General features: G+C 73.1%; 13 protein-coding genes. 6 read left to right on the top strand and 7 right to left on the bottom strand.

Going from position 1 to position 18168, the window contains the following annotated elements; translation table 11 throughout:
- The first annotated feature begins 98 nt into the window (after positions 1–98).
- The 3 genes from AC07BS_RS23480 to AC07BS_RS23470 all read left to right on the top strand — a co-directional run bounded on the left by AC07BS_RS23480 (position 99) and on the right by AC07BS_RS23470 (position 3263).
- Positions 99–1991 carry a hypothetical protein gene (locus AC07BS_RS23480; RefSeq protein WP_478934231.1) on the top strand — a complete coding sequence of 631 codons (1893 nt, stop codon included), beginning with the start codon at positions 99–101 and terminating at the stop codon, positions 1989–1991.
- A 56-nt stretch (positions 1992–2047) separates the two neighbouring features.
- Positions 2048–2665 (top strand): class I SAM-dependent methyltransferase, encoded by a 618-nt coding sequence (locus AC07BS_RS23475; RefSeq protein ID WP_478934229.1) that lies wholly within the window; start codon positions 2048–2050, stop codon positions 2663–2665.
- 76 nt (positions 2666–2741) lie between these two features.
- A complete protein-coding gene (locus AC07BS_RS23470; protein ID WP_478643664.1) occupies positions 2742–3263 on the top strand; it encodes a nucleoside 2-deoxyribosyltransferase in 522 nt (173 codons plus the stop codon).
- Positions 3264–3266: 3 nt separating this feature from the next.
- Here AC07BS_RS23470 and AC07BS_RS23465 read toward each other — a convergent pair whose 3' ends face one another.
- Entirely contained in the window at positions 3267–4085 is an 819-nt protein-coding gene (locus AC07BS_RS23465) for an ATP nucleotide 3'-pyrophosphokinase (RefSeq protein ID WP_478643665.1), read from the bottom strand.
- Positions 4086–4462: 377 nt separating this feature from the next.
- Here AC07BS_RS23465 and AC07BS_RS23460 point away from each other — a divergent pair, with 377 nt between their 5' ends.
- Positions 4463–5929 (top strand): flavin-containing monooxygenase, encoded by a 1467-nt coding sequence (locus AC07BS_RS23460; RefSeq protein WP_478643667.1) that lies wholly within the window; start codon positions 4463–4465, stop codon positions 5927–5929.
- 76 nt (positions 5930–6005) lie between these two features.
- Here the strand turns inward: AC07BS_RS23460 and AC07BS_RS23455 are convergent, their stop codons facing one another.
- The 3 genes from AC07BS_RS23455 to AC07BS_RS23445 all read right to left on the bottom strand — a co-directional run bounded on the left by AC07BS_RS23455 (position 6006) and on the right by AC07BS_RS23445 (position 12618).
- On the bottom strand, positions 6006–7577 hold the full coding sequence (locus AC07BS_RS23455) for a long-chain-fatty-acid--CoA ligase (protein WP_478934226.1): 1572 nt from the start codon (positions 7575–7577) through the stop codon (positions 6006–6008).
- A gap of 45 nt (positions 7578–7622) precedes the next feature.
- Positions 7623–12263 carry a type I polyketide synthase gene (locus AC07BS_RS23450; RefSeq protein WP_478934224.1) on the bottom strand — a complete coding sequence of 1547 codons (4641 nt, stop codon included), beginning with the start codon at positions 12261–12263 and terminating at the stop codon, positions 7623–7625.
- A gap of 64 nt (positions 12264–12327) precedes the next feature.
- The gene (locus tag AC07BS_RS23445) at positions 12328–12618 is read right to left on the bottom strand and encodes an acyl carrier protein (RefSeq protein WP_478934222.1); all 291 of its coding nucleotides are present in this window, start codon (positions 12616–12618) and stop codon (positions 12328–12330) included.
- Positions 12619–12764: 146 nt separating this feature from the next.
- Here AC07BS_RS23445 and AC07BS_RS23440 point away from each other — a divergent pair, with 146 nt between their 5' ends.
- Together AC07BS_RS23440 and AC07BS_RS23435 are read left to right on the top strand one after the other, a co-directional pair.
- Positions 12765–14219, top strand: coding sequence for a CoA transferase (locus AC07BS_RS23440; RefSeq protein ID WP_478934220.1), 1455 nt, complete (start codon positions 12765–12767; stop codon positions 14217–14219).
- A gap of 85 nt (positions 14220–14304) precedes the next feature.
- On the top strand, positions 14305–14865 hold the full coding sequence (locus AC07BS_RS23435) for a carboxymuconolactone decarboxylase family protein (RefSeq protein WP_478934218.1): 561 nt from the start codon (positions 14305–14307) through the stop codon (positions 14863–14865).
- 83 nt (positions 14866–14948) lie between these two features.
- On the opposite strand, the gene AC07BS_RS23430 is transcribed toward AC07BS_RS23435, so the two are convergent.
- The 3 genes from AC07BS_RS23430 to AC07BS_RS23420 all read right to left on the bottom strand — a co-directional run bounded on the left by AC07BS_RS23430 (position 14949) and on the right by AC07BS_RS23420 (position 18134).
- Positions 14949–15734, bottom strand: coding sequence for a thioesterase II family protein (locus AC07BS_RS23430; RefSeq protein ID WP_478643679.1), 786 nt, complete (start codon positions 15732–15734; stop codon positions 14949–14951).
- Positions 15735–15900: 166 nt separating this feature from the next.
- The gene (locus AC07BS_RS23425) at positions 15901–16827 is read right to left on the bottom strand and encodes an NAD-dependent epimerase/dehydratase family protein (protein WP_478934215.1); all 927 of its coding nucleotides are present in this window, start codon (positions 16825–16827) and stop codon (positions 15901–15903) included.
- Positions 16824–18134 carry a radical SAM/SPASM domain-containing protein gene (locus AC07BS_RS23420; protein ID WP_478934213.1) on the bottom strand — a complete coding sequence of 437 codons (1311 nt, stop codon included), beginning with the start codon at positions 18132–18134 and terminating at the stop codon, positions 16824–16826. Before AC07BS_RS23420 ends, AC07BS_RS23425 begins: the two co-directional genes overlap by 4 nt.
- Positions 18135–18168: the final 34 nt, after the last annotated feature.

The raw sequence follows: 18168 nt of genomic DNA, 5'->3' as shown, positions 1-18168 counted from the left end.
GCCCCCGTTCCGTGCCTCCCCCATCCCTGCTCTCCCCGCGCGGCCGGCGCCGCCCGGCCCGGCCCGCGGACCGGCGTACGAACACGAGGTGTCCTCCCATGAACCCTGCCGTCAGCGACCAGCGGCACGAGCGGTCGTCCGCCGCGCCCGGCGACGGAGTCTTCCGCCCGGTCGCCCCCGACCGGTTCCCCGGAGCCGTCGCGGACTTCCTGGCGGCTCCCGGCCGCGCGCCCGTCCCCGTCCTCGTGGCCGGCGACCGTGCCGACCTGGAGGGGAGCGTGGCCGCGGCGAACGGCCTGTACCGCGGCGTCCGTACGCCCGCGCCCCTGGACCGCGGCGTGCTGCTGGGCGCGGACGAGCTGCCCCCCGGGGTGGCGGAGCTGGCCCGTCCGCTGGCCCGCGCCTGGCTGGACGAGAAGGAGCTGGAGGACGCGGCCGGCTTCCCCGCCCGGCACCCCGGCACGCTGCTCGTCGTCGGCGCCTACGACCGGCTCAACCTCACACCCGTACGGGCCCTGCTGCTCGCCACCCACCGGGGGCCGGAGCGGGCGCTGACCCTGCTGAGCGGGCGCGACGGCGCCTCGGCCGCCTGGAACGTGGCCAAGCAGTACGCGGTCGCCGGCCCGGACGTGGCGGCGCTGGGCCTGTTCACCGACACCGACCGGCCGCCCCGCCTGCCGGGCGTACGGGTCTTCGACGACCGCGATTTCGAACGCGCCGACATCCAGGGCGAGATCCTGGGCACCCGCTGGCGCCGGGTGGTCTTCCAGGGCCATGGCAAGGACGACAGCGTCAACCTGGGCGAGTTCACCATCTGCGGCCTCAGTCCCGCCGTGCCCGCCGTCCCGGGCCTGCTGGGGCCCCGGTGCGCCTACGGGCTGCCGTGCTACAAACCCGAGGACAAGCTGGTCCCCCTGCACCGCGTGGAGGCCGTGGAGGTCGTCCTCAGCGCCTGCAACAGCGGCCCGCTCGCCGACCTCGCGCTCTACGACCCCAAGTACCAGCTGCTGCTCAACGCCCTCGACGGGCCGGCCCGGACGGTCGTCTCCGCCGTCTCCGTCCACGACTCCGACCGGCCCGAGAACGTCGCCTGGATGCACGCCGCCCTCACGGGCGCGGACTCCGTGGACACCCTCAACGCCAGCCTGGCCGGCTCGCACCCGTACCCGGCGTTCATGCGCTTCGGCCTGCCGGAGGCCCCGGAGGCGGCGCCCGCAGCGCCCGCGCCCTCCGACCACCGGCCCGATCCGCTCCTGCTCACCGCCGGACGCCGGCTCACCGCGCTGCTCGCCTCCGGGCTGCTGCCGCACCAGCACGCGCTGCGCCCCCGGCTGACGAAGCTGGCCCGCAAGGTGGACCTGTGGGCGGCCCGGCCCACCCATCTGGCCGACCAGTCGCCGGAGGAGATCCGGTCCTCCCTCGCCGCCGACCTCCAGTCGCTCGACCACGCGATCGCCGAGCAGGTGGCGGCGAACCCCGAGGACGAGATCATGAACTATCCGGCGCACTTCGGCGACCGCAGCTCCCTCGACCCCGAGGTGCGGAACGTGACCTGCCACTGCGGTCGCCCCGCCCAGGAGTTCACCCGGCGCGGGCTGCTCCCGTACGTCCTGGACACCACCTGCGCGGTCTGCATGCGCTGCGGCGACGTGACCTTCCGGGTGCCCGAGGCGCCGTCGCTGCTGGCGTACGCACCCGACGAGGTGGAGCAGGGCGGTGTGCTGGAGGTCCGCGCCGCGCTCACCGCCGCCCGGCCCGGGCCCGTACGGCTCGGCCTGTTCGTCCCGACCTACCTGCGCGAGGACACCGCGGTCGAGCCGCGCACGGTCAAGGTCCGCGGCAGCGACGAGCGGGTCCGGGACGTCGCCTTCCGGGTACGCTGCGCGCCCTCGACCGCCCCGCAGGCCTACTACTTCACGGTCTACGCCGTGCAGGACCTCGCCGTCTCCACCGCCCGGCGCCACTTCGGCGTCGTCCCCCGCCGGGCGTGAGGACGGCGGTACCAGCACCATCCATACCGGCACCGGACGGACGAAGGACGGTTGTCATGCGGAACGAGACCACACCTCCCATCGAGCTCGTCGAGCACGACGGCGAGGTGACCCTGAGCATCGACGGCGAACAGGCCATGCAGGCCTGGGAACGCGACCTGATGTGGGCGAGCGCCGACATGCTGTGCGAGTACGGCCACGACTTCTACGAAGTGGGGCTCGGCCTCGGCCTGTCCGCCCTGCGCATCGCCCGCAACCCCGCCACCCGCAGCCACACCGTGCTGGAGCTCTTCGACAAGGTCGAGGAACTCTTCCGCGCCCGCAACCCCGACCTGCCCGGCAACCTCGCCATCGAACGCGGCGACTTCTTCCGCCGCGTCTTCGAACTGCCCTCGGAGAGTATCGACGGGATGTTCTTCGACCCGGCCCTCGACATGGACGTCTGGACGGACAAGGAGCTGTGGGCCAGGACGATGCCGGAGGTCGTGCGCGTGCTGCGTCCCGGCGGGGTGTTCATCCCCTTCTTCAGCACCAGGCCGGAACTGCGCTGGCAGTACCTGCCGCACTTCCGCACCATCCGGGTCGAGCGCCACCCGTACACGGCCTACGACACGACCTCCTACACGTACGGCACCAGCGGCGACGCCTACATCCAGTGCTTCCGCAAGGAATGAGGACCACCGCACGCGGCGGCCCCCCGACACCACCCCTCGGCGGACCCGGCGTCCGCCGCCCTGGAGGCGTACACCCATGACCACCGCATCCGGCACCGCATCGGGCACCGAGGCCGGCACCATCCGCTCGGTCTTCCTGGCGGGCCCCTTCCTGCAACTCCTCGACCCGGCCACCGGGGAGATGTCCGGGGACGCCCGGGCCCCCTTCGACATCCTCATCAAGCACTTCGAGGCGCAGGGCCTCTCCGTCCACAACGCGCACCGCCGGGAGGCCTGGGGTGCCCGGCTCATGCGCCCGGAGGAATGCACCCCCATCGACCGGGACGAGATCCGCGGGGCCGACGCCTTCGTCGCCCTCCCCGGGCATCCGGCCTCCCCCGGCACCCATATCGAGATCGGCTGGGCGAGCGCCTTCGGCAAGCCGATCGTCCTGCTGCTGGAGCGGGGCCGCGACTACACGTTCCTCGTCCAGGGCCTCCACACGGTGGCCACGGTGGAGTACGTCGTCCACACCGACGTCGCCGCCGCGCTGCCCGCCGTCGACCGGGCCCTGCGCCGGGCGGTGTCCCGGCACCGCGAGACCACCGCCCGGCGCTGAGGGTCAGCGCCGCGACGCCGCTCCCGCTCCGGCGGGAGCGGTGAGCGCGGGCACCCTCGGCGCCGTCAACCCGGGGGCGCCGGCGGGCACGGGGACGGACGCGAAGATGGCGTCCTGCCGCTCCTGGAGCTCCTTGCGGCGCTCCGGGGTGGTGGAGGGCAGCCGCTGCTCCTCGTAGAGCTTGTGCGTCTCCTCCTGCGCCCGCTTGCTCGCCGGGGTGTGGAACTGGACCTCGAAGAGCTGTCCCGAGCGCGGCGCGCGCCAGCCGGAGTTGAGGCCCTTGTAGCCCTTCTCCCGGCCCCAGGTGTTGGACCACTTGGTGCTGTCGTCGCCCTGGGCCGCGAGCACCCGCGAGGCGACGGTGACCCCGGTGACGTAGCGGCCGTCGGGCCACCGCAGGGTGTAGCGCACCGCGTCGCTCACCCCGGCGAGGACCTGCCCGACCTTCTGGCCGGGGTGCTCCTTGAGGGAGGTGGCGACCTTGCGCTTGAGGGAGTCGGGGGACTTCAGGCGCTGGTCGAAGCCGATGACGTCGGCCCCGCTCAGCACGGCCGCGGTGCGCACCCGCGGGCTGATCGAGCGCTCGGCCCGCCGGGCGTCGGCCAGATAGGCGTCGACCTTCCGGTTGTCCGCGGCGTTCAGGTGGAGCCCTTCGCCGTCCCAGCCGCCCGGTTCCTCCGCTCCTGCCGCGGCCGTGACGGCGGTGTGGTGCTTGCCGGTCTTCTCGGCGTCCGATGCCGCGAACGCCGACGGGGTGGTCGTGCCCAGGGCGAGCGCGGCGGCCAGGGCGGCCGCGGTCCTGCCCGCGAACTGACTGATCATGTGGCGGAGGGTGTCCCTTCTCGGTGCTGTGTGTCCCCGTGTCACCAGGAGACAACCGGACTCGCGGCCCCCGGGTGGCGCGCGACCTCGGCCCGGCCGGGAGATTGGCGCGATCACCGCGATGATTGGCGGGAAGCCCGCGTGGCGTACGGCCCATGACGGGACGTCGGTGATATCAGCGGCTGATCAGGGCGGCATCAGGCCTCGCTGTCAGAGTGACGACGTCAACGGCATGGGAGACCGGAGCTGCCCTCTCCGCGGACGAGGACGAGCCGGCCCGATCCCGGGCAGGGCCTCGCGGGGACGTCTCCAGGCGGGCCGTCCCCACGGCCGACCCGGTGTGGCGACGCGCTCCCATCGAAGGCAAGGGGAGTTCATTGCACACCGAGTACAAAATCGCGATCATCGGCGCCGGCATGGCGGGCCTGGCCACCGCCGCACGCCTGAAGTCGGCCGGTGAGACCTCGTTCGTCGTCCTGGAGAAGGCCGACGCCATCGGGGGCACCTGGCGCGACAACACCTACCCCGGGGCGGCCTGCGACGTGCAGTCGCACCTGTACTGGTTCTCGTTCGGCGAGCAGCCCGACTGGAGCCGGCTCTACGCGGCCCAGCCGGAGATCCTGCGCAACCTCGAGCTCTTCGCCGGGCACTTCGCCCTGCACGAGTCGATCCGCTTCGGCACCGAGGTCACCACGGCCGCCTGGTCCGAGGCGGACCACCGGTGGGTGCTGCGCACCGCCGCGGGCGACGAGATCCGGGCCGAGGCGCTGGTGACCGCCTGGGGACAGCTCAACCAGCCTTCGTACGCGAACATACCGGGCCGGGAGACCTTCACGGGGCTGTCCGCGCACACCGCCCGCTGGCCCGAGGACCTGGACGTCACCGGCAAGCGCGTCGCGGTCGTCGGCAGCGGCGCCAGCGCCGTGCAGCTCGTCCCGGCGATCGCCGAGCGGACCGCGCACCTCACCGTCTTCCAGCGCTCGCCCAACTATCTGCTGCCCCGCATGGACCGTGCCCTCGACGACGAGGAGCGGCGCGGCCTGCTGGAGCGGCCGGGGGACTACGCCGCGCTGCGCGAATCGCTCTACCAGGAGCGCGACCGCCTGGCGGACGGGCTGGTCATGGACGGCAACGCCGTCCGCGAGGAGTGCATCAAGATCGCCTCGGACCATCTGGAGCAGCAGGTGACCGACCCGGAGCTGCGGGAGCGCCTGCGTCCCTCCTACGAGTTCGGCTGCAAACGGGTCCTCATCGCCGACGACTACTACCCCGCCCTGATGCGCGACGACGTCGACCTGGTGGACGACCCCGTCGAGCGGATCGAGGCGGACGGCGTGCGCACCCGGGACGGGCGGCTGCACGAGGTGGACGTGATCGTCTACGCCACCGGCTTCAGCTCCCTGGTGATGGCCGGCGGGGTGGAGATCACCGGGCGCGGGGGCCGTACGCTGCGCGACGCCTGGCAGGACGGGCCGCAGGCCTACCTGGGCACGACGGTCAGCGGCTTCCCCAACATGTTCATGCTCTACGGGCCCAACACCAACCTCGGCCACCACTCCATCCTCTTCATGGTCGAGGCCCAGCTCGACTACGCGCTCCGGGCGATCGAGGCGCTGCGGGAGCACTCCGCCGCGGCCTTCGACGTCCGCCCGGAGGTGATGGCCGAGTACAACGACCGGCTGCAGGAACGGCTGGCGCTGAGCGCGTTCGCCGGTGACTGCACCAGCTGGTACAAGACGGCCACGGGCAAGGTCGTCAACAACTGGGCCGGCAACATCGAGGACTTCCGGCAGGTGACCAAGGAGTTCACACCGGAGGACTACGAGGTGCTGCGCGCCCCGTAACCCCCGTACGGCCGAAGGCCCGGCCGCACCTCTCGGTGCGGCCGGGCCTTCGGGTGTGCGACGGGCCGGGAGGCCGTCAGGCGTTGGCGGCCGGCTGGGGGACGAGCTCCGCCCGGACGCCGCGGCGCAGGATCTTGCCGCTGGGGTTGCGCGGCAGCGCGTCGGCGAAGTCGAAGGTCGTCGGGATCTTGAAGTCCGCGATCTGGCCCCGGAGGAAGAGGAGCAGCTCCCGGACGGTCACCCGCTCCCCGGGCGCGACCACCAGCCGCGCGTGCACCGACTCGCCCCAGCGCTCGTGGGGCAGGCCGACCACGGCGGCCTCGGTGACGGCCGGATGGCGGGTGAGGGCGTTCTCGATCTCGGTCGGGTAGACGTTCTCCCCGGCCACGATGATCATGTCGTTGACGCGGTCGTTGACGTAGACGTAGCCGTCCTCGTCGAGGTGGCCGGCGTCGCCCATGTGGATCCAGCCGTCCACCACGGTCCGGGCCGTGGCCTCGGGCAGGCCCCAGTAGTCGACCATCCGGGCGGGCGTCCTGACACAGATCTCCCCGGTCTCGCCGACCGGCAGCCGCTTCCCGTCCCGGTCGACGATCTTCACCTCGATGCCGGGGTACGGCTTGCCCGCCGCCTTGAGCCGGGGGCTGCCCGGGACGTGGTCCTCCGGCGGCAGGCAGACCGCGAAGTTGCCCGTCTCGCTGCTGCCGTAGATCTGCAGGAAGTCGCAGTCCATCCGCTCCAGGCAGCGCGCGAGCAGGGTCTCGGTGATCGGCGAGCCGCCGTAGACCACCTTGCGCAGGGAGCCGAGCGCGCCGCGCGCCGAGGCCTGTTCGGCGAGCATCATCTGCAGCATGGCCGGGGCCACGATGGCGGTGGTGATGCCCAGACCCTCGATCAGGCGGACCGCGTCCGAGCTGATGAACATGGGCATCGAGACGATCGTGACACCGGCGTTGAGGGCCTGCATGCCGTAGGACAGCCCGCCGATGTGGAAGCCCGGCAGACCGATGAGGCTCTTGTCGCCCTCCTTCCAGTCGAGCCAGTCGAGGCCGTGGGAGTCCATGGCCTCGGCGACGTTGAAGAAGCTGCGGTGCGGCAGCACGACGCCCTTGGGCAGGCCGCTGGTACCGCTGGTGTAGATCTGGGCGACGGGGGTGTCGTCGCCGGACCCGGAGGGCCGGAGGTCGTCGTCGGGGAACTCCGCCTTGCGCGCCGTCAGCCCGCCGGGGGCGGTGCCGGCCGGGCCGACGGGCACCACGGCCTTCAGCCGGGGCAGCCGGTCGCGGACCTTCTCGGCGACCGGCAGGTGCTCCTCGTCGACCAGCAGGAGCTCGGTGGCCGAGTCGCGCAGGATGTGGTCGACCTCGTCGGGGGTGAGCCGCCAGTTGACGGGCACCATGACGGCGCCGGTCTTGGCGCAGGCGAAGACCGCCTCCCAGTACTCCTCGGACTCCTTGCCGAGGAACGCCACGCGCGAACCGTAGCCGACGCCGGCGGCGTTCAGGACGCGGGCCGTGCGGTTGCTCTCGCGGTGCAGCTGGTCGTAGGTGACGGTGCGGCCCTCGCAGACGACGGCCGGCTGTCCGGGCCGCGCCTTCGCCTGGTGGGCGATGATGCCGTCCAGGGTGTGCGGACGGGCTGGATCCATGGGCATGTCCTGTGTCCGTTCTGATTCGGTGGGGGTCCGGTCCCGTCAGGCCGCCTGCTCGGCTCCGGCGCCGAGCAGCCGGTCGATGAAGTCGGCCAGCAGGTTGACGCTGGGCTGGTCGAACGCGATCGACACGGGCAGGGTGACGCGGAAGCTGGCCTCCAGGGCGTTCCTCAGTTCCACCGCGTTGAGGGAGTCCAGGCCGAGGGCGGCGAGCTCGGAGTCGGGCTCCAGGTCCTCGGCGTCGAAGCGCAGCACGTCCGCGATGCGGGCGCGCACGATCCGGTTGATGGCGCCCAGCCGCTCCTGGTCCGGGGCGGTCAGCAGGGTGGCCAGGTCGGGCAGGGCCCCGCCGGCGGTCCCGGCGACGTCCGCCCGGAGTTCGGTGTAGAGGGCGTTCTCGGGGCGGCGGGCGATGAAGCGCTCCCAGTCGCAGGAGCCGGCCACGATGTGCGAGCCGGCGCGCTCCAGGAGGAGGGGCAGCGCGGCCATGGCCTCGGAGGGCTCCAGGAACCGGATGCCCTGGCCCTCCCAGCTCTTGATCAGCGAGGTGCTGAGCTTGCGCCGCGGGTCGGTGGCGGCCCAGGGACCCCAGCCGATGCTCACCGAGGGCAGGCCCCGGGCGTCGCGCCAGGCCATGAGGTGGTCGAGGAAGGCGTTGCCGGCGCAGGAGTTGGTCTGGGCCGTGGCACCCAGGACGGAGGCCGCGGTGGAGTAGCCGGCGTAGAACTCCAGCTCCGGCAGCGAGGCGGTGGCCTCGTGCAGCAGCCAGGTGCCGAAGACCTTGGTCCGGAAGACGGTCTCGACGCTCTCCCAGGTCTGGTCGGCGACGGGGATGTCGGCCACGGTGCCGGCGGCGTGGACGATGCCGGCCACGGGCTGGGGCAGCCCGGCCAGGTCGGCGGTGAGGCGGGCGACGTCCTCGGGCGAGCCGATGTCGCAGCGGGGCGCCGTCACCCGCACGTCCTCCCCCAGTTCCAGGGCGGCCAGTTCGGCGGCCGTGGCCCCGGTGCGGGTGGGGAGCACGAGGTGGCGGGCGCCGAGGGCGACGAGCCGCCGGGCCGTGGTCAGGCCGAGGGCGCCGAGGCCGCCGACCACCACGTAGGTGCGGTCGGGGCGGATCGTGACCGGCTTCTCGCGCCGCGGCCCGTCGGCCGGTCCGCAGCGGCGCAGCCGGCGGACCCAGCGCTCCCCACCGCGGTGGGCGAGCTGGCCCTCGGCGTCCTCGGCCGCCAGCCATTCCCCGGTGAGCTCGTCGTGGCCGGTGCCGTCGGCCGGCAGGTCGACGAGGGTGACCTGGTAGCCGGGGCATTCGACGGCGAGCGCCCGGCCGAAGCCCCAGAGGCTGGACGCGGCGGGCATCCGGTCGCCGGGCTCGTCGCCCGGCAGCGGCTGGGCGCCCTCGGTGACCAGCCACAGCCGCTGGTTGCGGCCGAAGCCCGTGTCGCTGAGCGTGCCGAGCGCCTCCAGCAGGTCGCGGTAGTTGGCCTCGCTCTCGGCCCGCAGCCGGTCGGCCGCCGTACCGTCCGGCCCGGTGGCGTCGCCGCGCCAGAACCAGCACAGGTCGGTGGGCGGCTCGTCCTCGAGGAGGGCGGGGAGTTCGGCGGCGGAGGCGGCGAAGGTCAGCTGGACGTCGCGGGCCGTGGCGCTCCGCAGGAGCGACGCCTGCCGCTCGGGCGGTACGCCCAGCACCAGCACGCGGCGCCCGGTGCGCCGGTCGTCCGGCAGCGGCTGCCGCTCCCAGTGGGCCTCGTAGAAGAGGTGCCGGTCCTGCTCGCGCGCGGCCTCCGGGGTGCGCTCGGCGCGCCATGCCTCCTCGGCCTCGCGCCGCTGGGGCGTCGGCAGCCAGTAGGGCTTGCGGTCGAAGGCGTACGTGGGCAGGTCGGCGCGCGCCGCGGCGGGCCGGCCGCCCTCGGTGCCGCCGCCGTGGTAGCCGGCCCAGGAGACGGGCAGGCCGGCGGTGTACACCTGGGCGAGCGAGCGGCGGACGCGCTCGGCGTCCTGGTCGCCCTTGTAGGTGCTGCTGAGCCATACGTGGCCCGGGTCCGCGGCGCAGTTCCGGGCGAGCGACGTGAGCGCGCCGGACGGGCCGACCTCGACGAAGACGTGGCGGCCGCGCCGTTCGACGGCGGCGACGCCGGCCTGGAAGTCGACCGGGGAGACGAGGTGGTTCACCCAGTAGTCGGGCGTGCCGATCTCGGCGGGCCGGGCGACCTGGCCGGTGACGTTGGAGACCAGCGTCATGGTGGGGGCGCGGAACTCGATGGTCTCCAGGACGGCCCGGAAGTCGTCGAGGACCTCGTTCAGGAGCGGCGAGTGGTAGGGCACGGCCGACGGCAGGACGGTGTACTTGACGCCCTTGCCGGCGAGCACCTCGCCGAGCGCCTCCAGGGCGGCACGGCCGCCGGAGACCAGGCACTGGGTGGGGCCGTTCCGCGCGCCGATGCCCAGGTCGGGGTAGTCCTCCAGGAGCGGGGCGATCTCGTCGGCCGGTGCGCCCACGGCCGCCATGCCGCCGGGGACGGACACGGACTGGCTCAGCCGGCCGCGTTCGGCCACGAGCCGGACGGCGTCCTCCAGGGAGAACAGCCCGGCGACGGTCGCCGCGGCGATCTCGCCGAGGCTGTGGCCGATGAGCACGGAGGGCCGCAGGCCCCACGAGAGCCACAGCCGGGACAGCGCGTACTCCAGGCTGAAGACCGCGGGCTGGGCGTAGCGGGCCTGGTCGATGAGGGTCGGACCGGTGGTGCCGTCGGCGGCGTCCTGATCGGTGCGCGCCCCGGCTCCCTCGCCGAGCATGAGGTCCTTGACGGAGAGACCGAGGAGCGGCGCGAAGAGCCGGTCGCACGTGTCGAGGGCGTCGCGGAAGACGGGGTACTGGCGGTACAGGGCGGCGCCCATGCCCGTGTACTGGGACCCCATGCCGGTGAACAGCAGGGCCACCTTGGGGACGCCCGTGGTGGGCGCGGTGTCCCCGCCCTCCGGCGCGCCGAGGTGCTTGTCGAGCAGGCGGAGGATGTCCTGGTGCTCGCGGACGGGTGCGGCGAGGCGGTACTTGAAGTGGGCGCGGCCGGTGTTGGCCGTACGGCACAGCTCGGCGACGGACCGGTCCCCCGGGGTGTTCTCCAGGTGCTCCTTGTAGCGTGCGGCCTGGGCGCGCAGCGACTTGCGGCTCTTGGCGGAGAGGGTGAAGACGCTGCCGTCGGGCCGCTGTCCGGCGGTCGCCGGGCCGGTGGTGGCGGACGGCTCCTCGGCGGCCGGCTCCTCGGCGGCCGGGGCGGGCTCGGGGGCCTGCTCGACGACGACGCTGGCCAGGGTGCCGGTCACTCCGAAGCCGTTGACCAGGGCGCGCCGGGTCGGTCCGGCGGGCCAGGGCCGGGCCTCGGTCGGGACGGTGACGGGCGAGCTGTTCCAGGCGATGCGCCGTGAGGGGGTGACGAAGTTGAGGTGGGGGAAGATCGTGCCCTCGCGGATCTGGAGGACGGCCTTGATGATCCCGCCGACGCCGGCGGCGCCCTCCATGTGACCGATGTTGGTCTTGAGCGAGCCGACGACGACGGGGTCGGCGGGGCTGTGCGAGCCGGCGAAGACGTCGCTGATGGCACCCATCTCGGTCGGGTCACCCAGGGCGGTGCCGGTGCCGTGGGCCTCGACGTACTGGATGTCCCCCGAGGTGAGGCGGGCGGCGGCCAGCGCGGCGCGCAGCACGGCCTCCTGGGCCTCGCCGTTGGGCGCGGCGAGGCCGGCGCTCTCGCCGTCCTGACCGATCGCCGAACCGGTGAGGACCGCGTGGACGGTGTCGCCGTCGCGCCGGGCGTCGGACAGCCGCTTGAGGACGAGCACGCCACAGCCCTCGGCACGGCCGTAGCCGTCCGCGCTGTCGTCGAAGGACTTGCACTGGCCGTCGGGGGCGAGCATGTTGCCCGCCTGGAGGACGCTGTGGCCCAGGGCGTTGTGGATGACGTTGACGCCGCCGCACAGGGCCAGGCCGCACTCGCCGTTGCGCAGCGCGCGGACGGCCAGGTGGGCGGCCGCCAGGGACGAGGAGCAGGTGGTGTCGACGGTGAGGCTGGGGCCGCGCAGGCCGAGGAAGTACGACAGCCGGCCGGAGACGCCGCTGTGGCTCAGGCCGGGCGCGAGGTAGCCGTCGACGTCGGCGGACTCGAGGTCGGTGGCCTCGAAGATGTAGTCGAGCGTGGTCACGCCCATGAACACGCCGCTGGTGCCGTGCCGCAGGGTGGCCGGGTCGATGCCGGCGTGTTCGAGGGCCTGCCAGGCCGTCTCCAGCGTCAGCCGCTGGTGGGGGTCGATGTAGGCGGCTTCCTTGGGGGAGATGTTGAAGAAGGCGGCGTCGAACCGGTCGATGCCGTCGAGGAATCCGCCGACGGGCCGGTCGTGGTCCTGGCCCGGGGCGGCACCGGGCCGCGGGTCGAGGTGGCGCCGGTCGTCGGGCAGCGGGCGGATGCCGGATTTCCCGGCGCGCAGGAATTCCGTGAAGCCGGCGACATCGGTGTTGCCGCCGGGAAAGCGCAAGCCCATCCCCACGACGGCGATGGGCTCGCACTTCTCCCGCATGAGCCGTTCGATGAGCTCGTCTTTCCTGCGCATCTCCTCGGCGACGTCCCCGAGCCTGTCCCCGAGCTCCTCACGGATCGCGCCGCTGGTCGGATCATTGGTGCTTGACACTATTGTTCTCCAGTCCTCGGACATTCTTCGCCGACGCTCCCGACGACTCGGTGCGGTCGTGGTATCAGGGGGTCTCGGCGAGGTACTCGATCAGCTGCGCGACGGTGGGCCGGCGGAAGAGGACGGCGATGTCGATCTCGCGTCCGAGCCGCGTCTCCAGGACCTGCTTGATGTCGCTCAGCCGCAGCGAGGTGAGACCCAGGTCGAAGAAGCCCACGTCGACCGGGAGCTCCTCGTCCTCGGCCAGGTACAGCGCGGACCTGAACTCGGCGGACACCCAGGCCTCGACGACCTTCCGGAATTCATGGTGGGGCATTTCCTTCAGTTCTTCGAGGGATACCTCGAGGTGCTCCATAAAAAACCGCCTCCACAAACAGAGATGAATCATTGGCCGGTAAATTCAATCACTCGTCACTGACAGCCGACTGACGGCTGACTGACGCCTCATCAATGATCATTCGCGGCATTTCAAGGTCATCGTTCGGGTGCTACCGTTGCCCCATGAATGAAGTTGACTTCAATCCTGTCGACGAACTCGACAGGACTCTGAAATTAATGGGACTTTCCCGCGATCCCGCGGTGAGCGAGCTGACCGTCACGGGCCGTGATCCGCTGCTTCCTTCGACGATCCGCATGGGATCCGCGATAGGAATCTCCCTGCTGTCGGTCGGCGTCGGCGCCGCGCAGATCTGGCACGAGCGGACCGGCCGCAGCCAGCGCGTCGGCATCGACCTGGGCCAGGCGCTGCACCAGATCACGCCCTACCTCGGCGGCGGCAACCGGCTGGGCGGTTACGGCTCCAACATGGGCTCGATCCTGGGCGGCGACGGACAGACCGGGCCCCTCGTCTGGGACTTCTACCGGACCGCGGACGACCGCTGGGTCATCATCATCGCCTGTTACCCCCGCACCCGCGACGAGATGCTGGACCTCCTCGGCACCCCGCACACCCGGGAGCGCATCGCCGAGGCCGTGGCGACCTGGAACTCCTGGGAACTGGAGGAGGCCGCGGCCGCCCGGGGCGTCCCGCTCGCCGTGGTGCGCACCCGCGAGGAGTTCCTCGCCCACCCGCAGGGCAAGGCGATCCTGTCCGAGCCCGTGGTGTCCGTCGAGCGCGTCGGCGACGCCCCGCCGCGGCCGCTGCCGTCCGGCCCCCGGCCGCTGTCCGGGCTGCGCTGTCTGCAGTTCACCCATATCTTCGCGGGCACCGCGGCGGGCCGGGCGCTCGCCGAGTACGGCGCCGACGCCCTCCATGTGTGCGAGCCCAACGCCTTCGACCACGACCTGTGCTGGAACGAGTGCGGCGTCGGCCTGCGCTCGGCCCGCCTCGACCTGAAGGACAGGGACGGGGGCCGGCGGGTCTTCGACGACCTGCTGCGCACCGCCGATGTCTTCCTGCACAACCACAGGGCGTCGAAGATGGCCCGGCTCGGCCTCACTCCCGAGGAGTGCATCGAGATGGCGCCGGGCCTCATCCACCTGTCCGTCAGCGCGTACGGGGAGAACGGGCCCTGGAGCGACCGGGGCGGGTTCGACCACCAGGGCCAGGCGCTGGTGGGCATCAACTGGAACGAGCGCGAGGGCGACGAGCCGAGGATGCCGCCCGGGCGGATGCTCAACGACTACCTCGCCGCCAACTTCGCGGCGGCCGGCGTCATGGCCGCGGCCGTCCGCCGGGCCCGCGAGGGCGGCAGCTACCGGGTGCGCGTCTCGCTGGCCGGAGTCGCCAACTGGGCCTGGGAACTGGGCGTGCTGTCCCGCGAGTCCATCGCGCACCTGGGCGCCGACACCCTCCCGCCCGAGCCCGAGTGGCTCGTCCACGACACCCCGATGGGCGAGTTCCGGCACGTCGCCCCGGCCGTACGGCTGAGCGAGACCCCCGCCGGCTGGGACGACACCGTCCTGGTGCCGCGCGGCTCCTCCCGGCCCGAGTGGCGGACCCCCCGCGCGGCCTGAGCCGCCCCGCACGCGTACGCCGTACCCACGCACCACGCACCACGCACCGCGATCCCGAACACCTCACCGTTTCCAAGGAGTCACGATGCCTCGCATGCCCTACAAGGACGCCGACGCCCTGCCCGAGTCGATGCGCGCCCTGAGCCAAGGCAGGATCATCAACGTCTACCGGATGCTGCTGCACTCCCCGCAGACCGTGGAGCAGGTGGCCCGGCTCGGTTCCGCCCTCTTCGCCACCGGCGCCTCGCTGAGCGCCGTCGACCGCGAGCTGCTCATCCTCAACTACGGCCTCCACTACGAGGCCGAGTACGAGTGGGCCCAGCACGTGTCCATCTCGGCGGCCGTCGGGGTCACCGACGAGCAGCGCGTCGCCCTGCGGCAGGGCGAGACCGACGCCGGCGTCTTCACCGGGGCGCAGCGGGCCCTGCTCGCCTTCGCGAGCGCGGCCGCGGACGGCCCCACGGTCAAGGACGACGTCTACGCCGCCGTGCGCGAGCACTACACCGAGGAGCAGATCGTCGAGACGCTGGTGCTGGCCGGCTTCTACTTCCTCCTCGGCCGCGTCTGCACGGTGCTGGACGTGGACATCGACGCGTCGGACGGCGCCGAGGTCGTCCAGCAGGCGCTGCGGCTCCAGGGGAAGTAGCCCGCGGCGCCACGCACCGCACCCCCGGGGGCCGGGAGGCGTTTCCGGCCTCCCGGCCCCCGGGTACGTACGCGCGCCGCCGCTCAGACCGCGCGGGCGGCGAGCCGCCGGCGCAGATGGCGCTCCAGGCTGTTCTGCACGGCCAGGGCGTGCTCGAACAGGTAGAAGTGGTCGCCCGGGAACTCGGTGGCGCCCAGGAACTCCGGCGCCACGGCCGCCCACGCGTCCAGGGCGCCGGGACCGCCCAGCGTGGGGTCGGACGTCCCGCCGTAGGCGGCCACGGGGCAGGACACGGTGGCGCCGTCCTCGACGTGGTCCGCCGCGACGAGGAAGTCGCCGCGCAGCGACGGCATCACCGTCGCCATCATCTCCCGGCTGGCCGGGACGTCGTCCGGGATCAGCCCGAACTCGGCGACCCGGGCGAGGATCTCCCGGTCCGACATCTCCGCGACACCGTCGAGCTCCCTGGAGGCCGCGAGCCCCGGTGCCCAGCCGGAGACGCCCAGCAGCTCCGGGCCCTGCCCGCCGCTCCGCTCGATCTCCACCGTCAGCCGGTAGGCGAGCAGCGCGCCGAAGCTGTGCCCGAACAGGACGTACGGCCGGCCGTCGAGCTCGGCCTCCAGCTCCTCCTGGAGCCGGGCGAGGAGCGGCTCCATCCGGGTGAACGGCGGTTCGTCCAACCGGTCCTGCCGACCGGGCAGCTGCAGCGCCCGGCACTCCAGCGCCGAGGACACGGTGGCCGCCCACGTCCGGTAGGTGAGGGCGGTGCCGCCCGCGTGCGGGAGGAGGAAAAGCTGCGCGTCGGCGTTCAGCGAGGGGTCGGGATACGAGAACCAGGGGGCCCGCCGCGGCCCCGTGCCCGTGGTCATGTGCTCTCCGTTCGGTCGATGGCGCGGCTCGCGGCGTGGCGCCCCGTGACCCGGTGCGACCGCGGCTGCCGCGGCCCCGCCGAGGGGGGCCGGCTCCCCGTGCCGCGCGCCTCCGGCCGATTCAAACAGCCCCCGCTGACGCGCCGCTGATCGCGGCGGCCCCCGGTCAGGGGTCCGGCAGCCCCGCCGCCAGGGTGTCGGCCAGGATGCGGCGGATGTCCGAGCGGCGCGGGTGCCAGCCGAGGTGGTCGCGGGCGCGCCGGATGTCGGCCCGGAGGACCGCCGGTTCCGTGCCCTCGCGGTGGACGAGCTGGACGGTGCGGCCCGTCAGTTCCTCGGCGGCCGCCACCACCTCGCGTATCGCGACGCCGGTGCCGCCGCTCACGTTGAACACCGCGTGCTCGCCGTCGCGGCAGGCGTCCAGCGCGGCCACGCACGCCCGTGCCACGTCGTCGACGTGCACGAACTCGCGGACCGCCGATCCGTCCCCGGTCACCGTCAGGGCCGGGACGCGCCCGGTGGCCGCCAGGAGCGTGCGGGGCACCAGCCGGGTGGGGTCCGGGTCGGGGCGGCCGTCCGCGCCCGCGACGTTCCCGCAGCGCAGGGTGACCGCGCCCAGCCCGCCCGCCGCCGCCCGGAAGCCGATGACCTCCTCGGCCGCCCGCTTCGACGCGGCGTACGGCGTGTCCGGGCCCAGCGGGTCGTCCTCGCGCGCCGGGCGGCCGTCGCCCGGCGCGTACACCGCGCACGTGGAGAGGAACACCAGCCGCCCCGGCGCGGGCAGGGCGGCCAGGACGTTCACCGTGCCCTGGACGTTGGTGGCGAAGTAGCCCAGCGGGTCGCGGCGGGACGCGGCCGGGCGGGTGAGCGCCGCGAGGTGGCAGACCGCGTCGACGCGCGCGGCGCGCACCACGGCCGCCAGCCCCTCGGCGTCCCGGACGTCACCGCGTACCGCGTGCACTCCGCCGGCCGGGCGGCGGGTCAGGCCCAGCACCTCGTGCCCCGCCTCGCGCAGTCGCCGGACGACGGACGTGCCGACGTAGCCGCCGGCCCCGGTGACGAGCACGCGCGAGGGCCGAGGCGTGCCGGTCACCGTCCGCCGTCGGCGGCGGGCCGGCCGTGCCGCGGGTCGTAGGCCCCGGCGGCGACCAGGTCCGTCACATCGCGTTCGAGGTGGTCCAGGCCGTGCTCGCGGACGATGCCGCGGGCGACCTGGAGCAGGGCGTTGGCGCGGTTCTTGAACGGGTCGCACACCTTGGGGCAGATGGCGGGCAGCTGGGACCGCAGCGCCATCCGCCGCTCGCCCTCCCAGACCTCCTGGAAGGAGGTCTCGACGGCGCTGCCGTACGACGCGCCGTTCGGCCGGGGGTGGTAGTTGCAGGGGTACAGGTGCCCGTCCGAGCCGATCGCGGCCATCATGTCGGTGATCGAGCAGTGCGAGAACCGCCGGGCGGACTCGCCGTGTTCGTCGAGCCGGTGCACCTCCACCAGCTGGAACGTTTCGTCTACCAGGTCGTCGCGGATGCCCGCGATGAGCCGGTTGGCGTGCTCGCGCTGGGCCGCGTCGAGCAGCCGGTCGCCGGAGATGTCGCGCTTGAGCCGCAGCCGGTCGGCCCCGATCTCCTTCACCAGCTCGGCCGCCTCGCGCACCTCGTGGTAGTTCTCGGGATAGAGGATGAAGGAGACGCTGATCTCGATGCCGGTGCCCAGCGCGCGGCGGCGCTCGACCAGCTTGCGCAGGTTCTCCACCGCCCGCTCGAACTTCACGGCCCCCGAGCGGTGTCCCTTGAACTTCAGCGCGCCGTAGGTCTCGGCCTTCCCCGCGTCGAGGCTGAGGTGGATGTAGGCGGTGTGCACCAGGACGTCGATCGCCCGGTCGTCCATCAGGACGCCGTTGGTGAACATGCCGACGCGTACGTCGTGGTCGGTCAGGTGCCGGATGGCGGGTATCAGTGCCGCGCGGGCGACGAGCGGTTCGCCGATGAGGCCGGAGAAGGAGACGTTGCGCACCCGGAACTCCGCCGTGTGCCGGGTGCCGCCCGACCGGTAGGACGCGGTCTTGCGGTAGCCGACGAGCTCCCGCGCGAGCTTCATCATCGCCTCGGGGTCGGCCAGTACGTCCGGCAGCCGGTCCGGCGCCTCCTTGGACGCGTCCAGCATCACCAGCCGCTCGCGGTCGTCGTCCCAGACCTCGACGGGCACGTGGTCGCCGATGCACCACTGGCAGCGCAGGTTGCAGCCGCTGGAGGGGTGGATCAGCACCTCGTACGGGGGCAGCACCTCGCCCTCGGTGTTGGCGGCGAACAGGGCCCACTGCCGGCGCAGGACGTCGAGTTCGTTGAACCTCCCGGACAGGTCGGTGCGGAAGTGCCCGTTCAGACTGGTGGGTTGTCGTGCCATGCTCTTCACCCCTCGGGTCGCTGCCATGGGGAAC

Source organism: Streptomyces sp. NPDC044063 (genome assembly GCF_056434285.1).
The sequence above is the reverse complement of the archived record's forward strand: the minus strand, read 5'-3'. Positions and strand labels throughout refer to the sequence as shown.

Bases quoted from the DNA above. Each gene is read 5' to 3' on its own strand.
- AC07BS_RS23480 (WP_478934231.1), top strand. From the start codon at position 99: ATGAACCCTGCCGTCAGCGACCAGCGGCACGAGCGGTCGTCCGCCGCG.
- AC07BS_RS23475 (WP_478934229.1), top strand. From the start codon at position 2,048: ATGCGGAACGAGACCACACCTCCCATCGAGCTCGTCGAGCACGACGGC.
- AC07BS_RS23470 (WP_478643664.1), top strand. From the start codon at position 2,742: ATGACCACCGCATCCGGCACCGCATCGGGCACCGAGGCCGGCACCATC.
- AC07BS_RS23465 (WP_478643665.1), bottom strand. From the start codon at position 4,085: ATGATCAGTCAGTTCGCGGGCAGGACCGCGGCCGCCCTGGCCGCCGCG.
- AC07BS_RS23455 (WP_478934226.1), bottom strand. From the start codon at position 7,577: ATGGATCCAGCCCGTCCGCACACCCTGGACGGCATCATCGCCCACCAG.
- AC07BS_RS23445 (WP_478934222.1), bottom strand. From the start codon at position 12,618: ATGGAGCACCTCGAGGTATCCCTCGAAGAACTGAAGGAAATGCCCCAC.
- AC07BS_RS23440 (WP_478934220.1), top strand. From the start codon at position 12,765: ATGAATGAAGTTGACTTCAATCCTGTCGACGAACTCGACAGGACTCTG.
- AC07BS_RS23435 (WP_478934218.1), top strand. From the start codon at position 14,305: ATGCCTCGCATGCCCTACAAGGACGCCGACGCCCTGCCCGAGTCGATG.
- AC07BS_RS23430 (WP_478643679.1), bottom strand. From the start codon at position 15,734: ATGACCACGGGCACGGGGCCGCGGCGGGCCCCCTGGTTCTCGTATCCC.
- AC07BS_RS23420 (WP_478934213.1), bottom strand. From the start codon at position 18,134: ATGGCACGACAACCCACCAGTCTGAACGGGCACTTCCGCACCGACCTG.